Source organism: Mesorhizobium sp. M5C.F.Ca.IN.020.32.2.1 (genome assembly GCF_004023105.1).
Lineage (GTDB): Bacteria > Pseudomonadota > Alphaproteobacteria > Rhizobiales > Rhizobiaceae > Mesorhizobium > Mesorhizobium wenxiniae.
On sequence record NZ_RZSX01000750.1, the window covers coordinates 1 to 3,168 of the forward strand.

At 60.1% G+C, this 3,168-nt stretch carries 4 protein-coding genes; 2 read left to right on the forward strand and 2 right to left on the reverse strand.

Annotated elements, in window-relative coordinates; genetic code table 11:
* Together EOA86_RS28210 and EOA86_RS28215 are read right to left on the reverse strand one after the other, a co-directional pair.
* Nucleotides 1–1,090: GGDEF domain-containing protein (locus tag EOA86_RS28210; RefSeq protein WP_206630151.1), on the reverse strand; the 1,090-nt coding region annotated here is incomplete at its 3' end.
* 21 nt (nt 1,091–1,111) lie between these two features.
* Nucleotides 1,112–1,696, reverse strand: a complete 585-nt coding sequence (locus EOA86_RS28215; RefSeq protein WP_128344672.1) for a molybdopterin-dependent oxidoreductase — start codon at nt 1,694–1,696, stop codon at nt 1,112–1,114.
* A gap of 485 nt (nt 1,697–2,181) precedes the next feature.
* Here EOA86_RS28215 and EOA86_RS28220 point away from each other — a divergent pair, with 485 nt between their 5' ends.
* Nucleotides 2,182–2,685: a (2Fe-2S)-binding protein gene (locus EOA86_RS28220; protein ID WP_095520968.1), complete on the forward strand. Its 504-nt coding sequence runs from the start codon at nt 2,182–2,184 to the stop codon at nt 2,683–2,685.
* The coding region (locus EOA86_RS28225; RefSeq protein WP_206630152.1) for an FAD binding domain-containing protein at nt 2,682–3,168 on the forward strand (487 nt) is incomplete at its 3' end. The genes EOA86_RS28220 and EOA86_RS28225, both read left to right, overlap by 4 nt.

A 3,168-nucleotide genomic window follows, 5' to 3' on the forward strand; every position in this document is an offset into this window, starting at 1 on the left:
CATAAAGAGCGCTGTCTGCGTTGCGCAACAGGGTGGAAATATCCGAGCCATGCTCAGGAAAACATGCCATGCCGATACTGGCTCCCATGCGCACGTGGTGGCCTTCGAGTTCGGCAAACCGGTTCAATTGCTCCCGAAGCCGATCTCCGAGAGCATCCGCTGCCGCGTGCCGGTCTCCAATCGCCATGATGGCAAACTCGTCGCCGCCCAAACGGATGGCGACCACTTCGTCGGGCCGTTCGACCGATTGCAGGATTTCAGCGACGGCTTTCAGCAGCAGATCACCGATGTGATGACCGAACGTATCGTTCACGCTCTTGAAATGATCCAGGTCTATCAGGAAAAGGCGGAGTTGTTTGCCGGCCAGCCTTGCCCGGTCCAGCACCACGTCCCTGTTGGCTGACATCCAGGCACGGTTCTTCAATCCCGTCGTCGCGTCGCGCCAGGCCAGGAATTCCAGTTTCTTTATTGTTTCCCAACGGCCGATTAGCAATACGGCAGTTCCGATCGCCAGCAGCGACAACACCGCCAGGGCGAACGCAATCTGGTAGTTGAATCTCTTCAGACTTTTTTCTGTCGAATAGAGATCTACGTTGATCTCATCTCCATATTTGTAATATTCGTCATTCATCCTCTCTACGAGCTGCTCGAGTTCCAGCCCCATTTCCTTCAGGCTCTTTTCGTCGAGAGGCAGCCCGGCCGCAATCATGGCATCAAGCCGTGTCACCGCGTCAACGACACGGGGCACGATACTTGCGTAGGCGCGAATCTCGCTCGCTGTCCCAGTGCCGTCGATCCGCTTGAAACGAATGTAGACTAGGTCGTTCGCCGCCGATAAGTGCTCAAGGCTGTCTGCCGACCCAGGGGCGGCCTGGGCGAGCGAAGTCATGTCCCTGAGGTGGGTTACATCGCGTATTGCAATGTGAAACTCGCGGATGGCGAAAAAGCCGAACCGAGGCAGCGAATATTCGATCTTGCTGAGGCTGAGAAACAATATGCTGATCAAGACGGCCGAGCTGGCCGCCGCCGCAGCAATGGCGCTCCCGTAGGTGAGGGGAACGCGCCAGCCACTCGATCCAAACCGTACCATTCGAGCCACGCCGGAGCTCGACTAGCCGCCGGACTCGAGCGTCTTGATCAGCCAGACCCATCGTGGTTTGCGGATTGGCGTATCGAAGGCAGGATAGTCCTTGAGCGGGTAGATCAGCCGGGTCGGACCCTGCGTGCGTCGGGTCAGCAACTTTCCATCCTGGCGGGTGGCAAGCAGGAGAGGACCTTCCGTCCAATCTTCGCGTGGAACTATCTGCACGTATTCGTCCACCGCCCGCAGAGCAACTGAATCCTCGCCTTCTAATCCAACGAGCTTGAGCACATCGCGGAACAGGACGCCTTCAAACGTAAGCTGCCCCTTTTCATATGGACTTGTGGTGGTGACTCTGTAGAGACCGAGCTTTTCCAGCTGTCGCAGCGTAACTGGAATTGACTTGCCGTTCTTCTGAACATTGAAGGCCACTGTGTTCGGCGGTTCCGGGAAATCAGCAGGCTCCAGCGCCGGCGCCGGCAGAATGCCAATCGCCAAAACTGCCAGCATGACCAGACCGCGCTTAAGCGGTAGAAGTGCTGTGTTGAGCAAGGATGACATGCAGCAATCCTTTTCTTCTCGATAGGCAAGCACCAGCCATTGCCTGACCTTCATTCGGGCAGACTGGTACTGTGGCCACGAATGTTTAATTTTTCCGTTAGCTTTGGTTCAGGCCGCGGGAACAGCGGTGGGATAATACTCTGACGCTGGTCCTTGAGGCTGGAGAAGGGCGACCGTTTTCAAACCGGCAGCGGACAAGCCAGCGCAGTGGAGCAGCGGTCTAATCGCCGCGGCTTCGATCTTGTCTTCAAGCGCCGGCGGCGGCCGCGAGGCCAATTCTCTCCAATGTCAATGGGTTTTGACCCTAAGGGCTTGAACCGTGCCGGCCCAGCCCCCACGTAATAAACGGAGGCCCCTCCGCTTTAGTGCAACACCTTTATCATATAATCAGGGGAACCGGTATGTCACCTGTTGAAAGCCTGCAAGCCGGCGAGAGCGTGATCTCCCCCTCAAGGGGGGAGACTAGCCCCTTACCATCGCCTCACCATCCCTTGGTGCTCTTGCCGCACCGCGTCAAGCAACTGGAGCCAGACGCCCCCATGACAAGCAAAACCCGAATTCCCATCCACCTTCAAATCAACGGACATCGCCATGAACTGGAGGTCGAGCCGCGCGTCACGCTGCTCGACGCCCTGCGCGACCATCTCGGCCTGACTGGGACCAAGAAGGGCTGCGACCAGGGCCAATGCGGCGCCTGCACAGTGCATGTCGACGGCCAGCGCGTGCTGGCCTGCCTGACGCTCGCTGCCCAGGCTGAGGGCAGGGCGGTCAGCACCATCGAAGGGCTTGCCGAGGGCGACGGCACGCTGCACGCGGTGCAGGCCGCCTTTCTCGAACAGGACGCCTTCCAGTGCGGTTACTGCACGCCGGGCCAGATCATGTCGGCGGTCGCCTGCATCAGCGAAGGCCATGCCGGTTCGGATGACGAGATCCGCGAATATATGGCCGGCAATCTCTGCCGCTGCGGCGCCTATCCGCACATCGTCGCCGCCGTGCGCCAGGCGGCACTGGAGGTTGCGTCATCCATGGAGACCGCGTCATGAGGGATTTTTCGTATCTGCGCGCCAATTCCGTCGATGCGGCACGCCAGGCGGCGGCGCTGCCCGGCGCCATGCTGCTGGCCGGCGGCACGACGCTCGTCGATCTCGCCAAATGCGGCGTCGCCGAACCCGACACCGTGGTCGACATCACTCATCTCAAGGGACTGGATAGGATCACGGTCGACGACCGGGGCGCCATGATCGGCGCGCTGGCAAAGATGAGCAGCGTCGCCGACCATGCCGCCATCAAGAGCCGGTTCCCTGCCGTTTCGGAAGCGCTGTGGCAGGCGGCTTCGGCGCAGCTCCGCAACATGGCGACCATCGGCGGCAATCTGATGCAGCGCACTCGCTGTCCGTATTTCCGCGATCCGGCGAATTTTCCCGCCTGTAACAAGCGCACGCCCGGCAGCGGCTGCTCGGCGATCGGCGGCGTCACCCGTGGCCATGCCGTGCTCGGCACCAGCGAGGCCTGCATCGCCACTTATC